The 20146-nt window shown below is 68.5% G+C and carries 18 protein-coding genes, 1 tRNA gene and 2 pseudogenes; 9 read left to right on the top strand and 12 right to left on the bottom strand.

The features are described from left to right. Positions 1-149: 149 nt before the first annotated feature. The 3 genes from ACWCPM_RS02760 to ACWCPM_RS02750 all read right to left on the bottom strand — a co-directional run bounded on the left by ACWCPM_RS02760 (position 150) and on the right by ACWCPM_RS02750 (position 2712). On the bottom strand, positions 150-500 hold the full coding sequence (locus ACWCPM_RS02760) for a MerR family transcriptional regulator (RefSeq protein ID WP_450974319.1): 351 nt from the start codon (positions 498-500) through the stop codon (positions 150-152). A gap of 219 nt (positions 501-719) precedes the next feature. Then, positions 720-2276 (bottom strand): DEAD/DEAH box helicase, encoded by a 1557-nt coding sequence (locus ACWCPM_RS02755; protein WP_450974318.1) that lies wholly within the window; start codon positions 2274-2276, stop codon positions 720-722. Between the two features lie 232 nt (positions 2277-2508). Further along, positions 2509-2712, bottom strand: coding sequence for a cold-shock protein (locus ACWCPM_RS02750; protein WP_450974317.1), 204 nt, complete (start codon positions 2710-2712; stop codon positions 2509-2511). Between the two features lie 641 nt (positions 2713-3353). Between ACWCPM_RS02750 and ACWCPM_RS02745 the strand changes: the two genes are divergently transcribed. Further along, complete coding sequence (locus ACWCPM_RS02745) at positions 3354-4805, top strand: FG-GAP repeat protein (protein WP_450974316.1); 1452 nt, start codon at positions 3354-3356, stop codon at positions 4803-4805. A gap of 73 nt (positions 4806-4878) precedes the next feature. Here the strand turns inward: ACWCPM_RS02745 and ACWCPM_RS02740 are convergent, their stop codons facing one another. From ACWCPM_RS02740 to ACWCPM_RS02730, 3 genes are all read right to left on the bottom strand, one after another. Beyond that, complete coding sequence (locus ACWCPM_RS02740; protein ID WP_450974315.1) at positions 4879-6009, bottom strand: catalase family protein; 1131 nt, start codon at positions 6007-6009, stop codon at positions 4879-4881. Positions 6010-6157: 148 nt separating this feature from the next. Then, positions 6158-7510 carry a Dyp-type peroxidase gene (locus ACWCPM_RS02735; RefSeq protein WP_450974314.1) on the bottom strand — a complete coding sequence of 451 codons (1353 nt, stop codon included), beginning with the start codon at positions 7508-7510 and terminating at the stop codon, positions 6158-6160. A 130-nt stretch (positions 7511-7640) separates the two neighbouring features. Beyond that, a complete protein-coding gene (locus ACWCPM_RS02730) occupies positions 7641-8231 on the bottom strand; it encodes a hypothetical protein (protein ID WP_450974313.1) in 591 nt (196 codons plus the stop codon). Between the two features lie 342 nt (positions 8232-8573). On the opposite strand from ACWCPM_RS02730, the gene ACWCPM_RS02725 reads away from it, so the two are divergent. Both ACWCPM_RS02725 and ACWCPM_RS02720 read left to right on the top strand, forming a co-directional pair. Then, positions 8574-9251 (top strand): GAP family protein, encoded by a 678-nt coding sequence (locus ACWCPM_RS02725; RefSeq protein WP_450974312.1) that lies wholly within the window; start codon positions 8574-8576, stop codon positions 9249-9251. 85 nt (positions 9252-9336) lie between these two features. Beyond that, entirely contained in the window at positions 9337-9816 is a 480-nt protein-coding gene (locus tag ACWCPM_RS02720) for a DUF6924 domain-containing protein (protein ID WP_450974311.1), read from the top strand. Positions 9817-9905: 89 nt separating this feature from the next. Here ACWCPM_RS02720 and ACWCPM_RS02715 read toward each other — a convergent pair whose 3' ends face one another. After that, positions 9906-10691: an FG-GAP repeat domain-containing protein gene (locus ACWCPM_RS02715; RefSeq protein ID WP_450974310.1), complete on the bottom strand. Its 786-nt coding sequence runs from the start codon at positions 10689-10691 to the stop codon at positions 9906-9908. 230 nt (positions 10692-10921) lie between these two features. On the opposite strand from ACWCPM_RS02715, the gene ACWCPM_RS02710 reads away from it, so the two are divergent. Further along, positions 10922-12889 carry a SpoIIE family protein phosphatase gene (locus ACWCPM_RS02710; protein WP_450974309.1) on the top strand — a complete coding sequence of 656 codons (1968 nt, stop codon included), beginning with the start codon at positions 10922-10924 and terminating at the stop codon, positions 12887-12889. Here ACWCPM_RS02710 and ACWCPM_RS02705 read toward each other — a convergent pair. After that, positions 12873-13568 carry a TetR/AcrR family transcriptional regulator C-terminal ligand-binding domain-containing protein gene (locus tag ACWCPM_RS02705; protein WP_450974308.1) on the bottom strand — a complete coding sequence of 232 codons (696 nt, stop codon included), beginning with the start codon at positions 13566-13568 and terminating at the stop codon, positions 12873-12875. The genes ACWCPM_RS02710 and ACWCPM_RS02705 overlap by 17 nt on opposite strands. A 286-nt stretch (positions 13569-13854) precedes the next feature. Between ACWCPM_RS02705 and ACWCPM_RS02700 the strand changes: the two genes are divergently transcribed. Beyond that, the gene (locus ACWCPM_RS02700) at positions 13855-14712 is read left to right on the top strand and encodes an NmrA family NAD(P)-binding protein (protein WP_450974307.1); all 858 of its coding nucleotides are present in this window, start codon (positions 13855-13857) and stop codon (positions 14710-14712) included. A 479-nt stretch (positions 14713-15191) separates the two neighbouring features. On the opposite strand, the gene ACWCPM_RS02695 is transcribed toward ACWCPM_RS02700, so the two are convergent. Continuing rightward, complete coding sequence (locus ACWCPM_RS02695; protein ID WP_450974306.1) at positions 15192-15341, bottom strand: hypothetical protein; 150 nt, start codon at positions 15339-15341, stop codon at positions 15192-15194. 921 nt (positions 15342-16262) lie between these two features. Between ACWCPM_RS02695 and ACWCPM_RS02690 the strand changes: the two genes are divergently transcribed. Both ACWCPM_RS02690 and ACWCPM_RS02685 read left to right on the top strand, forming a co-directional pair. Continuing rightward, a complete protein-coding gene (locus ACWCPM_RS02690) occupies positions 16263-16697 on the top strand; it encodes an SMI1/KNR4 family protein (protein WP_450974305.1) in 435 nt (144 codons plus the stop codon). A 268-nt stretch (positions 16698-16965) separates the two neighbouring features. Further along, complete coding sequence (locus tag ACWCPM_RS02685) at positions 16966-17292, top strand: hypothetical protein (RefSeq protein WP_450974304.1); 327 nt, start codon at positions 16966-16968, stop codon at positions 17290-17292. Between the two features lie 176 nt (positions 17293-17468). Here the strand turns inward: ACWCPM_RS02685 and ACWCPM_RS02680 are convergent, their stop codons facing one another. Beyond that, a complete protein-coding gene (locus tag ACWCPM_RS02680) occupies positions 17469-18056 on the bottom strand; it encodes an Imm21 family immunity protein (protein ID WP_450974303.1) in 588 nt (195 codons plus the stop codon). Positions 18057-18610: 554 nt separating this feature from the next. Here ACWCPM_RS02680 and ACWCPM_RS02675 point away from each other — a divergent pair. After that, positions 18611-18808, top strand: a complete 198-nt coding sequence (locus tag ACWCPM_RS02675) for a hypothetical protein (protein ID WP_450974302.1) — start codon at positions 18611-18613, stop codon at positions 18806-18808. 287 nt (positions 18809-19095) lie between these two features. Here ACWCPM_RS02675 and ACWCPM_RS02670 read toward each other — a convergent pair. Then, positions 19096-19548 (bottom strand): annotated as a pseudogene (locus tag ACWCPM_RS02670) (DUF1152 domain-containing protein); the annotation flags it as partial. Here ACWCPM_RS02670 and ACWCPM_RS02665 point away from each other — a divergent pair. Continuing rightward, positions 19547-19783 (top strand): annotated as a pseudogene (locus ACWCPM_RS02665) (tyrosine-type recombinase/integrase); the annotation flags it as partial. The pseudogenes ACWCPM_RS02670 and ACWCPM_RS02665 sit on opposite strands and share 2 nt — an antisense overlap. Positions 19784-19832: 49 nt before the next feature. Here ACWCPM_RS02665 and ACWCPM_RS02660 read toward each other — a convergent pair. Beyond that, positions 19833-19906, bottom strand: a tRNA-Gly gene (locus tag ACWCPM_RS02660). Positions 19907-20146 lie beyond the last annotated feature (240 nt).

The following is a 20146-nucleotide window of genomic DNA, read 5'->3' as shown; positions in this document are numbered from 1 at the left end:
CGCACTGCGCCGTCTCGGCACAGCCCATCTCTGCGCCCTGCTCGGCACGGCGGCCCTGGCCTCCGGCTCGTACGCGGGCTACGCCCTCTTCGAACTCGGTGTGCCGTGACGGTGCCGCTGAGGACGCCGCTCACCTTCGGGTGACGCTCTCAGCGCGGACCGGGACCGGACCTCTCGGACGCCTCGTCCGCGGCGCGGCGGTACTCGGCGTTGATGCGCTGCGCGTCCTCCAGCTGGTCCTCGAGGATGACGATGCGGCAGGCGGCCTCGATCGGGGTCCCTCTGTCGACGAGCTCGCGGGCACGCGCCGCGATCCTCAGCTGGTAGCGGGAGTAGCGGCGGTGCCCGCCTTCCGAGCGCAGCGGCGTGATCAGACGAGCCTCACCGACGGCCCGCAGGAAACCGGGAGTGGTGCCGAGCATCTCGGCGGCCCGGCCCATGGTGTACGCGGGGTAGTCGTCGTCGTCCAGACGATCGCTGAGCTGGGTATCTGCTGCCATGTCACCTCGTTGCAACGCGTCGAGGGGCCCTCGCGCCGTACGGCGGCAGGGCCCCGGAGGAAATTCAACACCATCCTCCGGCCCTGACGCCGTTGGCTTCCCGCTGTCGCACAGGGTGGCGACGCGCGACGAGGGCCCCGCCGACACCCGTCGGCAGGGCCCTCACCCGGTCCTCGACGGCGGCCCGCGCCGGTGTGCGCGCGGCGGGCCGCCGACGTTCTAGGCGGCCGACCCGGAACCGGTGCGCCGCTGCGGCCTGCGCCGCGCCGTCTCTCCGACGGGCCTGCCCTGGCCCGAGCGGCCGCGGCGGCCCCGGCGGCTCGGCGACGAGGCGGAGGACGCGCCCGAGGGACGCTGCGCGGGCGGCGCGGTGACGACGACCGGCACACCGGAGGGCGCCTGGGCGCCGGTGATCCGGCTCAGCTCCTCCTCACCCGAGCGCACCGGCGTGATCCGGGGCGTGATGCCCGCCGCGGCCATCAGCCGGCTCATGTCGCGACGCTGGTCGGGGGTGACCAGGGTGACGACGCTGCCGGACTCGCCGGCGCGGGCGGTACGGCCGCCGCGGTGCAGGTAGTCCTTGTGGTCGCTGGGCGGATCGACGTTGACGACCAGGTCGAGGTTGTCGACGTGGATGCCCCGCGCCGCGACGTTGGTCGCCACCAGGACCGTCACATGCCCGGTCTTGAACTGGGCCAGCGTCCGTGTGCGCTGCGGCTGGGACTTGCCACCGTGCAGCGCCGCGGCGCGCACCCCGCTGTTCAGCAGGTGCTTGGTCAGCCGGTCCACAGCGTGCTTGGTGTCCAGGAACATGATCACCCGGCCGTCGCGCGCCGCGATCTCGGTGGTGGTGCGGTGCTTGTCCGCCTCGTGCACATGGAGGATGTGGTGCTCCATGGTGGTGACGGCGCCCGCCGACGGGTCGACGGAGTGGACCACCGGGTCCGACAGGTAGCGGCGCACCAGCAGGTCGACGTTGCGGTCCAGGGTGGCCGAGAAGAGCATCCGCTGCCCACCCGGGCGCACCTGGTCGAGCAGGGCGGTGACCTGGGGCATGAAGCCCATGTCGGCCATCTGGTCGGCCTCGTCGAGCACCGTGATGTCGACGGTGTCCAGCCGGCAGTCGCCCCGGTCGATGAGGTCCTTGAGCCGGCCGGGCGTCGCGACGACCATCTCCGCCCCGCCGCGCAGCGCGCTGGCCTGCCTGCCGATGGACATGCCGCCCACGACGGTGGCCAGTCGCAGGCTCACGGAACGGGCGTAGGGGGTGAGCGCGTCGGTGACCTGCTGGGCGAGCTCGCGGGTGGGGACGAGGACGAGGGCGAGCGGCTGCCGCGGCTCGGCCCGCTTGCCCGCGGTACGGGCCAGGGCGGCCAGGCCGAAGGCGAGGGTCTTGCCCGAGCCGGTGCGGCCCCGGCCGAGCACGTCCCGGCCGGCCAGGGAGTTGGGCAGCGTCGCCCCCTGGATCGGGAACGGCACGGTCACACCCTCGCGGCCGAGCGTGGCCAGCATCTGCGCGGGCAGGGCGAGATCGGTGAACGAGTCGACGGCCGGCAGCGCGGGAGTGATCGTCTCCGGCGCCGCGAACTCGCCCTGCACGGGCCGTCCGGCGGACCGGTTCCCGTTGCCCCGGGAACGGCGCGGACCACCGGAGCGGCCGGCACCGGAGCCGCCGCGCCCACCGGAGCGGCCGGCGCCCGCGCCGTTACCCCCTCCGGAGCGGTCGGACGCCCCTCCGAAGCCGTCGGAGGGGCGGGACATGCGGGCACGCTTCATGCGGAACCTTCCTTGATGAGGCGCGTATCAAGGAATTCCCGCAGCGGTCGAACGCGCAGAGAATCTCGAGACGAGCCGAAGTAGATACGGGCCTATTCGAACCGGCGGGAACGGGTCACCGGCCGGTGCCGTGACGGAATCTTCCCGTCGTACGCCCTGAAATACAGCGAGCCGGGGCCCGCACCCCAGAGGTGCGGGCCCCAGCTGCGAAGTGTCGCGTCAGCCGCCGGTGTCAGGCGGGGACGATGTTCTCGGCCGTCGGGCCCTTCTGGCCCTGGGCGACGTCGAACGACACCTTCTGGCCTTCCTGCAGCTCGCGGAAGCCCGAGGAGGCGATGTTGGAGTAGTGGGCGAAGACGTCGGGGCCGCCGCCGTCCTGCTCGATGAAGCCGAAGCCCTTTTCCGAGTTGAACCACTTCACGGTGCCGGTAGCCATTTGATTTCTCCTTCGGAGGCGTTTTCAGGAATTAACCGTGTGTTAATTCCTTGTCGCCGTGATGATTACCCCGTCGGAAATTAATCTTCTGGCAACCACACCTGCAACTGCGATCGACAGTAGCACGGTGCGATCGGCCCTGCACTGTCGATGATTTCGATCGGACCGGCGGCCCGGGAATATCCGCCGGGCCGCACACCCAATTCTCACGTGGCGACCACGGACTCCGACCGCCGCGGCCCCGCCCTCCCGGCCCGCGCACCGCGTCCGACAGCGCTGTGACCTCAGGGGACGCGCGCGGCGCCGCGGCCACCGCCGGTCGGGACGACTGTACGACGGCACGGCGACAGGGATTCCCCGGCCGCGACCAACGTCACACCCGCGCGGGACCTGCGGCGGCTCTCCTGGGGCTGCGCGTGGGGGGCGGTCCGGGGGCTGAGAGTTCTCGCAGGGAAAAGGGAAAAGGGGGCGTTCGGCTCCCTTTGCGAAGATCGACTCCGGGTGGCAGGTCTCCAAGGGCGTGTACTGACGCCGGACCCGGGTGGCCTTCGAGCGGGCGTCGCGGTGCCGCGCCTCGTACATCCATTCGGCATCATCGGAGGTCTTCTCTGAGCCCGCAGGCAGCACTCGGAGAGGAACTCATGGCCCGGCCCGATCACACGCGCTCCCGGTGTCTCGTCGTCCTGGGCGCCGCCGCCGTCGCGGCCACCCTGGCAGGTGGCCTGCTCGTCGCCCTGCCCGGCAGCGCGAGTGCCGTCCCGTCGCGCCTCGCCGACGACTTCAACGGCGACGGCTACCGCGACCTGGCGAGCGCCGCCCCGGGTGCCGTCGTGGGCGGGAAGGCGAAGGCGGGCGCCGTGGTCGTCAACTACGGCTCGTCGAGCGGCATCAGCGCCGCGCGCCGCAAGACCACGTCGCAGGACTCCTCCGGTGTGCCGGGCACCTCGGAGACCTCCGACCGTTTCGGCACCGAACTGGCGCGCGGCGACCTCGACAGGGACGGCTACGGCGATCTCGTCGTCGGCACACCGCTGGAGGACGTCGGCGGCGACGTCGACGGCGGTGCGGTCACGATCCTGTGGGGCGGGTCGTCCGGCCTGTCCGGTGGCACGACGATCAGCGACCCCGACGCGTCGGGTCACGACCGGTTCGGCCAGTCCCTCGCGGTCGGCGACTTCACCCGTGACGGGGAGGTCGATCTGGCGGTCGGTTCCACCGGCAAGGACGTGTGGATCTTCAAGGGCGGCTTCACCAGGTCCGGCGGCGCGGCCGGGAAGCTGCGCCTCGACGCGCAGATCACCCCCGGCGCGTACCCCAGGGGCGCGGTCCGGTTGGCCGCCGGGGACTTCGACGACGACGGGGCGGACGACGTCGTGGTGGGGTCCTCCACAGGCAACTTCGTCTACCGGGGCTCCCCGGCCGGGCTCAAGCTGCAGACCGCGGTGGGGTCGGAGTACGCGAGCGCGCTCACCGCGGCCGACTTCGACCGCGACGGGCACGACGACCTGGTCGTCGGCACCGACTCCGGCCCCCTCTTCGACCGGCCGGCGAAGGGCGGCTACGTCACCGTGTTCTACGGCGGTGCGGCGGGCGTCGACACCACGCGCGGCGCCCACTTCAGCCAGGACACCCCGGGCGTGCCGGACACGGACGAGTCCGACGACATGTTCGGCGGCTCACTGGCCACCGGCGACGTCGACGGCTACCCGGACCTCGCCGTCGGCGCGGTCTTCGAGACCATCGGCTCCGCGTCCCACACGGGGAACGTCTGGGTGCTGCGCGGTGGCGCCTCCGGCCTGACGGGGACCGGCGCCCAGTCCTTCCACCAGAACACCGCGGGTGTCCCGGGCACCGGCGAGTCCTCGGACATGTTCGGCGGCGCCGTCCACCTCGCCGACCACAACAAGGACGGTCGCGCCGATCTGTCGGTGGGCGCGGCCGGCGAGAACAGCGACGACGGCGCGGTATGGGTCCTGCGCGGCTCCACCCGAGGTGTCACGGTCACCGGCGTGGTGAGCTTCGGGGCGACGACCGTGGGCATCGGCAAGTCGGGGAACGACCCCGTGTTCGGAAAGGCCATGCCGGGCAGCTGAACACGCCGGGCGGCCGGCGCGACGCGTGGGAAGCGGGCGCCAGGAGTCGTCGGCCCGGCGCCCGGGGCCGTCGTCATCGGGCCGGGCCGAGCACCTCGTCGGCGCTCCGGGGCTCGGTCCGCGGCTGCCGGTTGAGCTTGTGGCGTTCTATGGAGGACCGCCGGTAGACCTCCTTGCGCGCCCGCATGATGTTGCCCAGCGGGGCGTGTTCGGCCGTGACCCGCCAGGGCGTGAAGGACAGTGCGTCCATCTTCTCCAGGTTCCCCGGCTCGGAGATGTCCTGCCGGGGCAGCCGCAGCTTTGCCACGGTGAAGGACGGCGAGAGCCGTTCCGGCCACTCCACGGTGGTGTCCTCCACCGGCATGTGCTGCAGGTCGGTGCAGAGTTGGACCTGGATGTCGAAGGCGTACGGCCGCTCCCGCAACTCGGCCTGCAGGGCGGGTCGGAAGACCTCGGCAGCCGAGGCCGGGTCGACGGTGCGCCGGGCCACCGCGGCCGCGGAGGCCGGGTCGGGGGCGATGCGCACCTTGGCGACATAGTCCCCGTGCCGGACCGCGCCCATCGTCCAGTAGGTCGACAGCAGCAGGTTCGTCGGCGGGGTCTTCGACAGGCGCAGGAACGCCAGGAACTCGTCCCACGCCCAGTCGTCCTGGTCCAGCGTTCCCTTGCCGGTCACGAAATCGGTGAAGAAGCGGTGTGCCCCGGGCCGACCCTGGGAGAAGTAGGCCGGCGCGACGAGGAACAGCTCCTGGATGAACAGGTAGTGCTCGACCGTGTTGCAGAAGAAGATCGGCCCGTTGATGTTGGCGTAGTCGAAGGTGCCCGAGTCCGGCTCGTCCTCCAGCAGGGTCGGGCCGGGGATGCCGAACATCTTCAGCGCCAGTCCGGTGGCGGCACCGAGTCGCGCGTCGGCTCCCGCGTGGGGTGAGCCGTTGGAGAAGCGGATGAGCGCTTCGTGGGTACCCGGGGTCGCGTAGATCCCTTGTGCGTACTCGGCGGGGAGCCCGTCCAGGATCTCCACCTCCCCCCGGACCAGGCCGTACCCCTTGGCGTGGGCGTCGCGAAGGGCCTGTCCGGTGCCGCCTGCCTCCACTGACTCGGCGATGTAGCTCTCGGTCTTCTCGATCACCGTCCGTACGTTCTGGTCGAAGTGCGGATCGTCGTCCTCGATGTCCGGTGTGTAGCGAACGAACTGTGCTGCCATGACTTCGGCCTCTCCTTCCGGAGATTGTGATCGCACGCCGGAGGCCTGCCATGGCCCTCGACCCGCAGCGCTCAGCGCTCAGCGCTCGGCGTTCAGCCCTGAACTCTCAGCCCGTAGCCCGTAGCCTTGAGCCTTGAGCCTTGAGCCCTCAGCCCTCCAGCTCGGCGAGCCATCGCAGAGCGCGCAGTCCCGGCACGAAGCAGTACTCACCGCCTCGGGTGGCCACGAAGCTGGGCAGGTTCCGCAGGCGGCGCCGCACCGGCTTCTCCGGGACGGTGACGGTGCCGGTTCCACCGTGATGTCCGGCTACCGGGTCCTGCTCGCCCGGGTAGCCGATGAAGTTGCCGTCGTTGACCCATTCGGCCTTGATGAACTCGAACTGACGCTCAAGGTGAGCTCCGAGGAAGACTCCGACCAGGCCGCGGTCGGCGCCGTCGTCCTCCAGCACGCCGTCCGGCAGCGGCGGGCCGTAGGTGGTGCCACGCCGGATGAGGCGGTGCATCCGCGCATCGCCGATGATCGTGGAATCGCGGGGATTGGTGCGCCGGATGTGCGCACCGGCGGGGCACCGGTACCCCCGGTCGTCGTTCTCCCGGTACAGGAAGTCGTTGACGCGGTGCGGATCGGCCGCCAGCTCCGGATCGTCGTGCTCGGGCGACAGCGCGAGGGGCGCCCCGCTGGGCCAGCGCCCGACCATCTTGGCGGCCAGGAGCGCCTCCGCCTCCGCGCCGGAACTGTTCGCGCGCAGGTACCGGCGCCAAGCCGCCACGTCGGTGCGGATCTTGCGGACGGCCGCGTAGGTGCCGTTGCGTCCCAGCACATCGGGTCTGGGCATGGGAGGCAGGCCGCCGGTTTCGTCGGGGTAGCCGAGGATGAACTCGCCGGCCTTGATGGGAGCTTCCCGCGGGTTGGAGCCGGGCAGTCCCACGCCCTCGATGTTCGGATGGCTGATGCCGTCGCGGAAGCCGAAGGTGGTGCGCCCCGTCGGGAGTTGGCGGACGTCCTGCTCCCAGATCAGCTCGACACCGGGCGTCTCCTCGTATGCGACGCGAGCCCGCTCCAGCTCCTCGTCGAGCCGTGCCGCATCGGAGGACAGGGCGCTCAGCGCGATGTGGACATCGCCCGTTCCGAACGGTGCCTCCCAGTGGGCCGGACCACTCTCGCCCACGTCGCCGATCAGCTCGGCCCGCGCGGCCATACCCTCCCGGAACGCCCGCGGAAAGCTGTCCAACGACTCCTGCGGCACCCCCAGGGCCTTCAGTCCCTGGTAGGTGAACGCCACCGCCACCCAGGCGTCCCCGCTGTGGTCCGCGTCGGGCAGACCTCCGGAGGTCACCGGGAGCAGCCGCCGCAGCAGGTCGCGACCCGCGTGCCGGTCATCGACGTGCAGGAAGAGGTATTTCCCCTGGTAGGGGACGGGCCGTGGACGAAGGGCCCCGCTCTGGACGTCGTCGATCTCGACGCGCGCCCCGTTGGCGCTGCTGGTGTCCGACGTGTTCATGGTCGCTTGTGCCTCCACGTTGTCCACGGCTTCGCGTGCGCACAGGGCGCACAGGAGCGGTACCGCCGACCCGGTCCGCGGACGGCGGCGGACCGCGGGCCGGGTTCCGGGCGTCGCTCGCGGTCGGGCGTCAGGCCGACGCCTCCTCCAGCAGCCTCCGGAAGGCGGGCGTGGCCACCAGATCTGCGTTGGCCGGGTTGTCCAGTGCCGCACGGAACTCGGAGGTGTCCAGCACCTCCTGGAACGCGTCGTCCACACGCTGGTCCTTGTAGATCTGCTGGACGGTCAGGTCGGGATACGCGCTGACGAAGACCCCCGCGGGCGCCTGGTGGGCGAGGAACCAGTCCTTCACCCCCGGATCCTTGACGCCGGGGAACCCTTCGCTGTGCGAGAAGACCTGGTTGAAGCGGTCCCCGACCACCGTCTTGGCGAAGTCGTCGATGTAGGTGTCCCAGGAGCCGTCGAAGACGCTGGCGAACATGAACCGGGTGTCGTCATCGAAGATCACGTGTCGCGCGTCGTGCAGGGTGCCGATCTGGCGTACCGCCGCGTGGACCCTCTCCTCACCCGCCACGTCGGCGAGCTTGGCGAGATCCTCACGCAGCGCGTCCGCATGCCCCGGCTTGATCTTGGTGAAGACGGTGAACTCACTGCAGACCCCATCCGACCTGCCTGGTCGCTCGGGGCGCGCTGACTGGGATGCACCTGTCGTCGCAGTCATCGTGGAACTCTCCTGCCACGGATCGGTGCGAGGGTCGCCAAGCACCCGAACATGAGGCGCCATCGCCCTCACATGTCAATCCTCACGGTGGACGCGCGCCCTCGCATCCCGGCGGGAACCAGGTCGCGCGGCGTCCGGACTGATCGTCTCGCCCCCCTCGCGCGAAGCACCAAAGGACAGATCCGGCCCGGCGCAGGAAGATGGAACCGGTGGGACGGGAAACCAGTGGCGCAGCCGATCGCACACGCCGACCGGAGCCGCCGCCGAGGTGGCCGAAGCGCCTCCTCGGGCCGAGCCCCGCGCGACCGGATCGCCGTTGTCCGGCCCCATACGGAGGCAACCATGGGCGCAGTTCTCGGTGACGTACTGGGCTTCGCGGCAGCCGTCGCGGTCAGTCCGCTCCCGATCATCGCCGTCATCCTCATCCTCGCCACGCCCCGGGGACGTCTCAACGGCCCCCTCTTCACCGTCGGCTGGATTCTGGGACTCTCGGCACTGGGCGCTGTGATGCTGGCGATCGCATCCCCCGCAGGTGCCTCCGCCCACAATCAGCCGGCCACCTGGGTGGGAGCCCTCAAGCTCGCTCTCGGCTTGCTCCTCGTCCTCTTCGGCGCCCGCCAATGGCACCGGCGTCCCAAAGATCCGTCACAAGCCCAGCTGCCGAAATGGATGGGGGCGATTGATCGCCTCACGCCGATCAAGGTCTTCGGACTCGGCCTGGCCCTGGCCGCGCTCAACGCCAAGAACGCCCCGCTGACCATCGCCGCGGCCGCCTCCATCGGCTCCGCCGGCCTGCCGGTCGGGCAGCAGATCGTTTCGCTGGCAATCTTCGTCCTGATCGCCACCCTCGGCCTCCTGGCCCCATTGGGCGTCTATCTGCTCGGTGGAGAGCGAGCGAAGACGATGCTCGGCAACTGGAAGGACTGGGCGGCTCAGCACAACGTCGCCGTGATGGCGGTCCTGTTCTTCGTCCTGGGCCTGAAACTGCTCGGCGACGGCATCTCCGTCCTCACCTCCTGAGCGGCCGGACCCACCCTCCGGTGGCCTTCCGGGGCCGTGGGACAGTCGGACACGGCTGACCGACCGGCACCGAGGAGTAGGACCCATGAGGACTTTGCCCGCCGTCACCGGACGGGGCGAGTACGACGCCCTCGTCGTCAGGACCGACTACCTCGACGACCGGGCGTGGCAGGACGTGGCGGCGGCGCTGACGGAGCCCTGGGGAGACAGGCAGTACGAGGCACAGGTCCACTTCGTCGACGATCCCGCCTGGGCGGGGACGACCGTCGACGAGGTGCTGACCGCGGTCCGCGGCGACGACCACCTCGCCGTCGTCTTCCTCGCCGACGGTACGACCATGCGGGACGGGAGCCACCCGCTGCTGGCGGTCACCACGGTGACGCGGGAGGAGTGCGTCGACGAGGGGGACTACGCACAACTGACCGAGTTCGGTCGCGAATTCCGCACCGTCCCGGCAGGGCTCCACGACGTCCACGCGAACCTGAGCATCGGCAACCTGGGCTTCGAGGAGTACGCGGCATGGGCTCACGACGATCCCGAGGGGATCTTGCGGCCGTCCTTCTGAACGGGCTCACGGGACCGACACCGCGAGAGCGAGAGGAAGGCCCCGACCGTCACGGTCGGGGCCTTCCTCGTGTCTCTCCCGGCGTCGGGTCAGAACAGGGCCTTGTAGCCCTGCCAACCGGTGGCGATCCTCACCCGTCCGTGGAACGACCCCTTGCCGTCGCCGCTGGTGCGCCACAGGTTGCCGGAGGTGTCCCGGGAGACGAGGTCCGCCTTCCCGTCACGGGTGATGTCCCCGACGCCGACGACGACGTTGTACGCCGTACCCCAGTTGTCGAACACCTTCACCCGCCCCGCGAACTTCCCCGTGCCCGTGCCGTTGTAGCGCCACAGTTCGTTCGAGGCGTCTTGCGCCAGCAGGTCCCCGCGGCCGTCGCCGTTCAGATCCCCGACCCCGATGACCTTCTTGTAGCCCTTCCAGTCGGCGTACAGCTTCACCCGCGTGGCCAGTTTCCCGTCGCTGGTGCCCTTGTGGAGATAGACGGCACCGGTGGAGGAGTGGCGGGTGATCAGATCCGCCCGCCCGTCACCGGTGATGTCGCCCGGCGAGGTCAGCAGGTTGTACTGATTCCAGCCCGTGCCCAGCGACACGTACGACGTCGACGGCGTGACCGCCTTGCCGCAGCCCGGCCGGTAAGCGCGAAGAGCCCCGCTGCTCAGCCGGACCAGGACGTCGTTGCACCGGTCGCCGTTGAGGTCGCCGAACGGTACGAACCTCGCGGTGGTCGGCCAGCCGGCGCCGGAGACCTTGCCGCCCAGCGTGCCCGTGCCGGTGCCGCGCTGGATCGTGAGGGTGCCGGAGGAGTCGAGGGTGAGGACGTCGCCCACGCCGTCGTTGCCCGCGTGATCGCGCGGTGCCGCCGCTCCCGCCGTCACGTCGACGGCTGCCGGGGCCTTGGGCGGGCGGTCGTGGGGGTCGGTCGTGGGGGTCGGCCGCTGAGGGCGGCTGGGCCGGCTGCTCAGTTCCTCAGGTGCGCTGAAGGCCGACCGCGATCGCCGTGGTTGCTGTACGTGATGGCAAGACGCATCCTCGACCCCAGGACATCGCCGCGAAATGCGAGAAAATTGCCGAAAGGGCAGTTTTGGTACGTGCCAGGGAGTCTCGGATGGATGCCTCGGACGAACTCCTTCGAGGGGCTGCCCCGGCGGCTCTTCTGACGCTGGACGGTGCCATCCGCTGCCTCAACGCCGCGATGGCCACCGTGCTGGGCAGCTCGGCCGAACAGTGCCTGGGACGTGATTTCGGTGATCTATGGCCCGCAAGCCAGCGGCTGTCGGCCGAGAGCCTCATGGCCCACGCCGCCAGGACGAAGACGGTCGCGATGCGGGTGCTGGACTTCCCCGGGCAAGGCGGAGAACCCGTTGCCTGCTTGATCGAGGCGCGGCAAGTGAAGGATCCCGCAACTGGCGAGCGGCTGGTCCGGGTGCACGCCCTGGACGCGGGGAACGACCTGGCCAGCCTGTTGATCCCGTTCCGGCTGGCTGCCACGGCCGCCGACCTCGGCCTGTGGAGGTATTCGCCCCATGAGGAACAGTTCGAGTGGCTCGGTGGCGCACCGGTCGTGTCCGCGATCTTCCCGGATCCCACCCCGTCGCTGTCCGAAGTGGTGTCGGCAGTGCACCCTGACGACCGGGAGGCCTTCCGGCAGCTGCTGCGCTGGGCCTCCCCTCAGTCCCCCTGGGTAAGACTGCGGTACCTCACCCAGCACGACGGCTGGCACCAACTGGCCACATACACCAGGCGGATCCAACTGGGCTATGGCGGCCCCGAGCGGATCTTCGGGGTGGTCCGCGACGACACCAAGCAGGAGAAGCGACGGGAGATGGCGCAGGCGGCGCTCACTGCCGAGCGACAGCGTGCCAAAGACATCGCCGACTTCTCCTCTGCCTTGATCACCGCAGCCACGGAGCAGGAAATGCAGCAGGTCGTCCTGACCCGGCTCGCCGCGACCTTCGGCGCCGGCGGTGCCGTGCTCGCGCTCGTGGACGACAACCGCCTGCGTGTCTCCACCGATGCCGGGATAGCCATGTGGGAGGTCGGCGACCTGCACGGCATGTCGCTGGACCATCCGACCCCACTCACTGAAGCGATCCGCACCGGCACGTCCCACTTCATCCTCGACCGGGGGGATTACATCCGCCGTTGGCCGCACGCGGTCGAATTTCGGCGGCTCGCCCGGCTCGGCTCCGACTACGCCGTCTCGGTCATGCCCCTCACCGAGCCCGGCAATCAGCCGCTCGGGGGATGGTTGGTGTTCTACCGCAGTGGACACCGGCCGTCCTTGGACGAGCAGACCCTCGTGAGTACGCTGGCCGACCTGGCGGGCCAGGCATTGAGGCGCATCAGGTTGCAGCAGGCACGCGTCGAGCTGGCCACGGCGCTGCAGCAGGCCATGCTCCCCAGGCTGCCCGAGCACCTCGCGGGCCTGGAGGTCGCGGCCCGCTACCGACCGAGCCGGGACGGGTTGGACATCGGCGGAGACTGGTACGACGCCTTCGCCATGCCCGACGGCGCTGTCGCCATGGAGATCGGCGACGCCCAGGGACATGACGTGGACGCTGCCGTAGCCATGGGACAGGTGCGCGCCTCCATACGTGCGATCGCCGCCCACGAGCCGGATCCCGCGACCGTGCTGACCCGCATCAACGAGTTGCTCCTCACGATGGGCGCGGATCGATTCGCCAGCTGCACCATGCTGCGTCTCGACCCGCGCGAGGGGCGGGTCACCGGTGCCAGCGCCGGCCACGTACCGCTGCTGTACGCGCGCAAGGACGGCAGCCACAGCATCCGCGAGCTGCCGGGCGGGCCGGTCCTGGGAGTCGTGCCCGGTACCGAGTACCGGGAGGAGACCTTCGTCCTGGACGAGGACAGCGCGCTGGTCATGGTCACCGACGGCTTGGTCGAAGGGCCGGGCCTCACCTTGGAAGCCGGACTGGAGCGGGCCGGAGCACTGGCCGGCGCGGCACTTCACGACGGCCTGGACGCCGAGGAGACCGCCGACCGCATCCTCGACGCCGCGGTCGCGGTGGACCACCTCGACGACGTCGCCGTACTGGTCATCCGACGTACATGACCGCCTTGAGCCGGCCCGGGCGCCGACAACCGGTCGATGACGACGACCGCCCGGCCAGGGTCACCTCGTGGAGATCATGTCTCCCGTGGCGCCGCACCGTAGAGTGCCTGGTCGACCAGGCGTTCCGCGAGCGAGTCGCGAGGGGGACTCTCACCACGAGCAACCGGTGGTAGCAGGCGCCCCACAGTTGATCGATGATGACGTCGAGGTCCGCGTCCTCGCGCAGCTCACCCTCCTGCTGGGCGGCGCGGAGACGCACCCGGGCGAGCTCGCGGCGGGGCAGGAGATAGCTCTCCGTCCAGGCGTTTGCCACGCCCGGATCCATCTGGGCGGCGCCGATGAGCTCGGACACGGGTTTCGACGCCCCCTCGTCGGTCAGCCACCGTACGAAAGAGCCGAGCTGGGCGAGCAGATCCGCGCGCAGATCGTCGGTGTGGGCGAACTCCAGTGCCAGGTTGACCTGGGCGAAGTACGCCTCGGCCGCGAGGGCGCCCGGCGACGGCCACCACTTGTAGAGGGTCATCTTGCTCGATCCCGCGTCCGACGCGACGCGGTCGAACGTGACAGCTCGCAGACCGTCTGTCAGCAGGATTCGCCCCGCTGCCGCCAGCACGCTGGCACGCACCTCTGCTGCCGGACGCCGGCCTCGTCCCCGGCGGGCAGCTGTGCCCTCGGTCATGGACAACCCCTCATGTGGACTACTTGTGTACACATTTCTATGTACCGTAATTAGTGGAAAGGCTGGGCGGGCCGGCGGCCACCCCACACGCCGAATCCATAACTCGGACCCGACACATCCTGCACGCCCCCCAACCGATCACACCACCGTCGAGCCGGTGGATCCGGGCTGAGGCGTAGATGTCGGACTGCGGCGCTGGTTGCACCTCACGACTTCCGATGCAGGATTTACTTGGTGCCTGCGTCCGTCGCTTATTTCTTCGTATCCGAACCGAAGGAGTTCTGAAATGATTGAGAATCCTCTTCTGGTGCTTGCCGCTACCGGTGGACAGGGCAGGGCGGTGACTGACGCATTGTTGGACCGCGGGGCCGGGGTACGGGCGCTGGTGCGGAATCCCCACGATGAGGCCGCGCGCCGACTGGCCGACCGGGGCGTTGAGGTTGTGGCGGGTTCCCTGACCGATCAGGCTTCCCTGGCCGCGGCGATGCAAGGGGTGGCCGGGGTGTTCGCGTACACCACTCCTTTTGTCGACGGCGGCGTGAAGGCCGAGGTGGCCCAGGGGCAGGCAATTCTGGCTGCCGCAGGCGAACAGCGGGTCCCCCACTTGGTGTTCAGTTCGTTGGCGAATGCCGACCAGGGGACCGGCGTACCGATTTTCGAAAGCAAGGCACGTATCGAAGCCCAACTGGTCTCCGGCGATGTGCCTTACACGATCCTCGGACCGACGTCTCTCTTGGACATCGTCAACCTCGGCAGCGCGCAACGCATTCTCAGCGGGGCGCTGGACATGCCGCTCCACTCGGACAAGCCGTTGAAGCAGCTCGCCCGCACCGACCATGGAGCGTTCGCGGCCGGAGTGCTGCTCAACCCCACCCGCTATGTGGGACAGCGGATCAACCTGGCAAGCGATGAGAACACTCCCACACAGATGGCGGCCACACTGAGTGCCACCGTCGGAACGGAGGTCCGGCACGAGTACATCCCGCTGGCACAGGTCGACAATTCCGACGTGCGCGCGGTGTGGGCCTTCCTCGACGGACCTGGTTACACCGTCGACGTCCCGGCTTTGCATGCGGCACATCCGGAGATCGCCTGGACCAGCTTCGCCGATTGGACACGAAGCGCATTCAGTGCCGCGGACTGAGCCCGGAGAAGTCGGCGACACTCTTCGACCTCGATCAGCGAACTCGGCACACCCGGCCCGGCCCCGACCGGGGCCGGTGCCTGCTCCGTGGCCCCCATCGCTCCCAACAGTTTCGCCAAGCGTTGCGGATCCTTGTTCATGGCCCGAGCCTGGACAACCTGGCCATGGGGAGAGTGCCGCTTCAGGAGCGAGGTGAGTCGAGTGCGGCTCTGACCTGCGGAACAGCCATGTGGGCGAAGAAGGGTATCAGACAACTGCTGGCCCCGCGGTTCCCCGTAACTCCCGCTGGATCACGCAGGGATGTGGCACAGGGGCCTCTGGCCTTCCTCAACTGGGCTTTGGGAAGGCGCACCCGCGCCGGCGCCCGGTGGACCTTCGCTGAGCTGGTGGCGAGTTGTCGTCGGTTGTCGTGGCTGATCCGCCCTCGGAAGGATCAGAGACGACCCGAGTGGGGGCCGTGTGCTGTACCTCGATGCGCACTACGCGGGGCGGGCCGATACATAGAACAGCAGGGCCCCAGCCACCATCAGGACCATCGGCAAGATGATCACCGCCATTATGATCTCGAGGAAGATCAGCAGGCGGTCCGCTGCCGTGAGCGGCTCCCGCAGCCAGCCGTGATCACGCATGAGTCTCCCCATCGGTCGCACTGTTCAGCAGTGGTGGTTGGAGTCCAGTGACCGAGTCTCCGGTCGGTCGGTGCCCCTCGATGTGAACTATGGGCGCCGAGGTCGCTGGGGTCTACGGGACTGGTCAACCAGTTGTCTGGGGTGGGCTATGGTCGTCCGTGGGCGCCCGGGTTGCTGTACTTCCCTGCTGTGCAGCGCGCTTCGCCGCCGCGTTCCGGGCATGAGCCTCACTCCGAAGCCGACGCTCATAGTCAGTGACCTGTCGGGGAACGGGCCTACCGGTTGCACCTCGGATCAGTCGCTCGTTCTCCCGATCCACCAAGAAAGGGCCGTTCCCACCCAGCGATGGCCGGTGGCCGGAGGGGCGGCCGATGTCCCGTCGCGCGCACCAGTAGAACACCCACCCGAAAGAAACGGGTTTAACCCGGGAGATCGCAAGGTCCAGGCTTGTCATCCCTTCGGCCCGCGCGAGCTCCGCCACAACGAGCCCTCGTGCTTCATCTTCAGTGAGCATCTGCCCAGCGTCTCAGAGAGGGCGGCGCGTGTGTTTCTGCCTGCTCGGAAGAAGGCGCCACCATGCTTGGGTTGCTAGAGCACCAGTTGGAAGACGCCGTATGCGGATATCGGCTGACCTGGGAACTCCCTGACCTGGGCCGGAACGCGATGGACGCCGCTGTTCCCCGTGAGCCCCCGGCGTCCCGTCGGACCGGGCACGGCCCCGCGTGCGCCTGCAATGACTGCGATCACCCAGGGCCGGTGCCATCAGTGGCTCAAGGCATTGCGCCGACCTTCGAAGCAGGTTGTCGGACGCCCCGTGGATGTCCGTGGCGCATGCCATGATCCGGCGTCATGAGTGACCGTTCGCTTTCGCCTGCCTGGCTGCTGTCGTAGGAGAGCAGGGTCTCAGAGGCCTTGACGGCGATGACTGACGAGTTCGAGCGCCAGCACGGTTTCCCCCCGGGAGCCAATGAGGTCCGGCTGGCCGACCACGTCGACCAGGCCTCGGCTCGCACGCTTGCCCAGGTGAGCGCTGCCCCTGCTGACCTGATCACCTTCTACAACATCATCGGCGGCGTCACCTGGGCGGACGTCGGCAACGGCTACTTCGTCGACCCGGCAGGTGATTCCCTTCTGCGGTTCAAGGAGTACGGCGCTGTCGATGTCGGCGCGGACAAGAAGGCCGCGAGCCTGGTCATCGGCTCGAACGGCGGCGGCCTGTCCTACGTCGCTAGCTCTGGCGGAAGGATTTACCGGACGCAAACGGCGTCGCTGGATGAATCCGAGCCGGCTATCGCTTTGACCTGCGTGTATCCGCAGTGCGGCAAGTTCCGGCGTGTTCACCGTCGTTGCCGCTGACTCCCCGTGGTTCCCCGCACGTTCTGGCACGAGAGTGGCACGGTCCTGCGGTGATGGTGAGGCAGCCGACCCTTGTCGCACCCCGGGTCACGGCCTTTACCGTGCGGACGACCTCACCACTCGGCAGGGTACGCCTTTTGATCCGTAGCTCTATAGAGATCGGTCAGCGACGGTCATAGGGGCCACCGCAAGGACCCTCAGAGGCACTGCCGGTCGTGGTCGGTTGCTGTGGTTGCTGTACTTCGCTGCTGTACGCAGAATCGCGTGCATGGGATCTATACAGCCAGAGTTGAGCTGGCCATACCAGGGCGGAGCCTTCCCTGAAGGACTGCTGGCGATCGTCCAGCGAACTGTTTCAGAGGCTCAGTTTCCCGCGCTGACCGTGATCCACGATGAGGAAGACGACTGGTTGGTCTGTGACGATGTCCACGACCCGAACGAAGACGGCGCGTCGACGGTCCAACACCTGCACCACGTCTTGGCCCTGGACCCGTCATTGGCCGAGCTGGTCACGATGCCACCCGGCTTCGCTGCCCACCGCACGAGTGCGACTACATCCTGGGAGATCAGTGAGTGGGTCTACGCCGACGACTAGAAAGGCGGGGACGCTCGTGTAGTGGAGCGGTTCTGCCATGAGTTCCTCCGGGACATGGGTCACAAGGTCGGTGGAGTTTCCATCCCGGTCAAATGCCGCTGCTCAGGTCCTGGAGCACCAGTTCGGAAGGCCTCGTACACGGGTCACGCTTGGTATGCCCGGATGCTACCCAGGTATCAAGTGCCCTCTGCTGGCAGGAGTTGGACCACACCGACCGAAGGGGACCCGTCGGTCTTGTAGAACGCGCGGACTCTCCATCGTCCCGCGGGCACGGGCACCGGGGCTTCGTCAGGCTGGCCCTTGCCGTCCGGGTAGGGCACGCCGAGGTCTTCGCCGGCCTCGGCCGAGTCCATCAGGACCGCCGGGCCGTCGGTCTCCCAGACCCCGCACTCCTCCCATAGCGTCGCCTCATCGCTCAGGACGGCACCGGCTGCGGCGACCAGCTCGGCTTCGGAGTTGGCGCCGAGCCATCGCACGAAGGCTCGTTGTTCGGGTAGGTAGCAGGTCGTGGCTGGTTCGTCTCCCAGCACCAGCGCGGTTGCGCTCTCGGCGTCACCCAGGCTGATCACTTCGACGCACTCTTCGACGGCGCAGGCCCGGTCGTAATCGTCCGGCTGGTCGGTGCCACCGACGATGATGCCGTCCTCGGTGCAGCCGCTCCACTGGTGCAGCACGGACACAGGAACGACGATCAGCGGGCCACCCATGGACTCCACCCATGTCAGGTCCAGCCTGCGGCGATTGGTGTAGACGCTGTCACTCATGCGCTCAGTCTGCCTTCACCCTGTGACAGGGCGAGACGACGGACACCTGGAGTTCCTCAACTCAGGTTCAGGGCTCGGGGCCTGCGACAGCAACCGAGACACCGGCCCTGTGCTGGGGAGAGCCGTCGCCGTCTGTCGTCGTCAGCAGCCCTCGGACGGCCCAGAAACGGCCCGAGTGAAGGTGCCGCGGTGTGCCACTCGATGCTAGCGACGGGCGGTGCGGTCGCTGAGGCCCTCGTGGCTGGTCGCCCGTGTAGGTGAGTGATAACTGGGTGCTGCCGCGGTGGTGTTTCATCGCGTACACGTGAGCCACAGAGCACACAGCCAACAGCCGTGCTGGCCTTATCTGTTGGTATCGCTGGTGGATTTCAGTACTGGCGCTCTGGCTCATCGAGCTAGCGAGGGCCATAGGACCCGATGACTCACGCGCTGATGTGATCATTTCGTGTCTTCACGCGGGTCGATCTTCACACTATCTTTAAGATCCCGTTGAACGATCAACCGATAGGCGTAAAATGTCCACACCGCAGCCTGAACCCTCTCAGCAGCCCCAGATGCCGCAGCCGATCATCATCAACAACAACGTTGCTGCCTCTGCGTCTGCTTCTGCGGCGGCCTTCGCCGGAGGTTACGGTCGGCGTCGGCGCCAGTCCGCCATGGTCCACCTCGTGCTGTTCTTGTTCACTGCGGGAATCGGCAACATCGTTTACGCCTTGTACATCAGCAGCTGGAACAAAAAGCGTGGCCTGTAGCCCAAAGCAGCCGATATAGCGCTGAGAGCAGAGGGTGCCTACTTCCCCCTCAGCCCACCATCTTCCCTAGCTCCCGTCCCGTCCGCCGTCGACCCACACACCGTGGAGCGGAGGTGGTTCATGGCGTCCAGGTGGAGCGCGCCACTGTACGAACGACCTGGACGCCATGGGCCGCGTCTGCTCGGCTCTGCCTGGGTTGACGGTGGACGGGACGGGAGCACCCGCGCACGCCACTATGGACCTGCGGAGCGGAGCGCAGCCGGGGCTTGAACCCGTGAAGACGGTTGTTACTCAGGAGCCTCTGTGATGCGCCACAGCGGGGCGGCGTACTGCTCCGGTCGGCTGTTGATGAGCAGCTCGCGGAGGGCCTCGCGCTGGGTGCCGTCGAGGTTCAGTGCCTCTGTGAGTCGTCGGAACGTCGTGTGGGTGACTCCGCGGCTTCGGGCTTCGGCCTCGAACTCGGCGAGTTGGGGGAGCACCGATTCGCCGACCAGCTTCGTCGGCCGCTGTTCCTTGAGCCAGAGTGCCTTGTTTCGCTCGTAGTCGATCTCTGAGAAGCCGCACACCTCGCGGCTCAGGGCCTCGACCTCGTCCAACGTGGCCGTCGTCATGATCGCGCGGGCCAACTGGTTGCGGCTCAGTGCTTCGTCCAGGTCGACTACATGGATCGTCGGAGCCTCGTCGGTCAAGGGGAGGGGAAGTCCCGCATCCCTGATCTCGCATGTGCCCCGGATTCCTCGGCACACCGGACACACCCTGTCCACCCGTTCCCGTTCAGGCGCCACGCTCAAAGACACGATGGTCCGCGCCGGCCAGTCCTCGGAGAAGGCGGCGCTGATCTACCAGCACTTCGACAACGATCGCCAAGAGGAGGTCGCCGCGAGTCTGAACGCCTTGGTCCGGAAGGCTCGCGCCGATGCCATGCAGAAGAAGCCCGACGAGCCTTCTGGCACGAATCTGGCACGCGACGAGTGATCGTGGCGGACAGCAAAAAGGCCCGGGTCGCTGACCTGGGCCTTAATCATGGAGCGGGTGACGAGAATCGAACTCGCGCTCTCAGCTTGGGAAGCTGATGTTCTACCATTAAACTACACCCGCGTGAGACGCCGACTGAGGTCGGTGTCAGAATGCTCGCTTACTGTACCTCATCGCAGGCCCCCGGTGCTCGGACCGTGGGGCCTGCGGGTGTTCGGAGGGTGGGATGTGGCTGCGGGGCACGGGAGTTGGCGCGTACGGTGGAGGTGCGGGAGAGGGGCTGGGCGGGGTCGGAGTGCCGCCTGGAGGGCCGTCCCGTTCATCCCGTAATGTGGCCTTTCTCGTCAGGGCGTCAGCCAGACG

It is taken from the genome of Streptomyces sp. NPDC002309 (assembly GCF_053593375.1).
The sequence above is the reverse complement of the archived record's forward strand: the minus strand, read 5'-3'. Positions and strand labels throughout refer to the sequence as shown.